Origin of the sequence: Treponema sp. OMZ 805 (assembly GCF_050937395.1) — a bacterium.
GTDB lineage: Bacteria > Spirochaetota > Spirochaetia > Treponematales > Treponemataceae > Treponema.
Genome location: NZ_JACCLP010000045.1, coordinates 1 through 808, shown reverse-complemented (window position 1 = coordinate 808; position 808 = coordinate 1). Strand labels below are relative to the sequence as shown.

General features: G+C 43.4%; 1 pseudogene. It reads right to left on the bottom strand.

The annotated features are described in order from the left end of the window. Window positions 1-217 (bottom strand): annotated as a pseudogene (locus HGH47_RS12200) (leucine-rich repeat domain-containing protein); the annotation flags it as partial. Window positions 218-808 lie beyond the last annotated feature (591 nt).

Here is an 808-nt window from a genome sequence, read left to right as displayed (position 1 = left end):
CATCCGGTGTTGCAGTAAACGTAAGTTTTGCGTATTGCGCAACCATACCGTCTTTCGGCAGCACAGGATCAACGGTCACCGTACCGTGTTCACCTTGATTAAGCGTTATCTTGTACTTTCGTATATCAGGTTTGGCGCTCTGCGGACAACCTGCCATCATTACTGCACTTGTCAATAATACAAGCGCACCCAGTAGTGAAGCGACTCTTCGTTTCATAATAAAACTCCTTTATAATAATGTGGAATTGGTAATTGATAATGGCTACGTACGAGATGTATTGTGAAAGCTTGGCAATAGAAAACGCATATTGAAATTGGCAAAAATATAACCGCCAAGCACGCAAAGAACGCAAAGGTTCTGAACAGAAAGAACTTATCAGATACTCCTGCTCCACTCCTCTGCGTCCTTAGCGGCCTCTGCGGTTTATTTTTTAATGCAACCGCGAATCTCACAAAGAGCGCAAAGGTTCTGAACAGAAAGAACTTATCAGATAGCTCCCTTACCTTTCTTTGCGTCCTTTGAGGCCTCTGCGGTTTATTTTTTAATGCAACCGCGAAGCACGCAGAGAACGCAGAGGGTTTTATATCTACGTTTTGTTTTTGTGTGTAAACTGAGAAAAAATGATGATGTTTATAGGGAAAAGATAAAAGATTATCTAAATAGAATTCACGCTGTGAGCTGTGAGCTGTGAGCTGTGAGCTGTGAGCTGTGAGCTGTGAGCTGTGAGCTGTGAGCTGTGAGCTGTGAGCTGTGAAATTATGCCGCTGGTTATGCGCGTGTCAAGCCCCTTTTGCAAATATGCAGCAT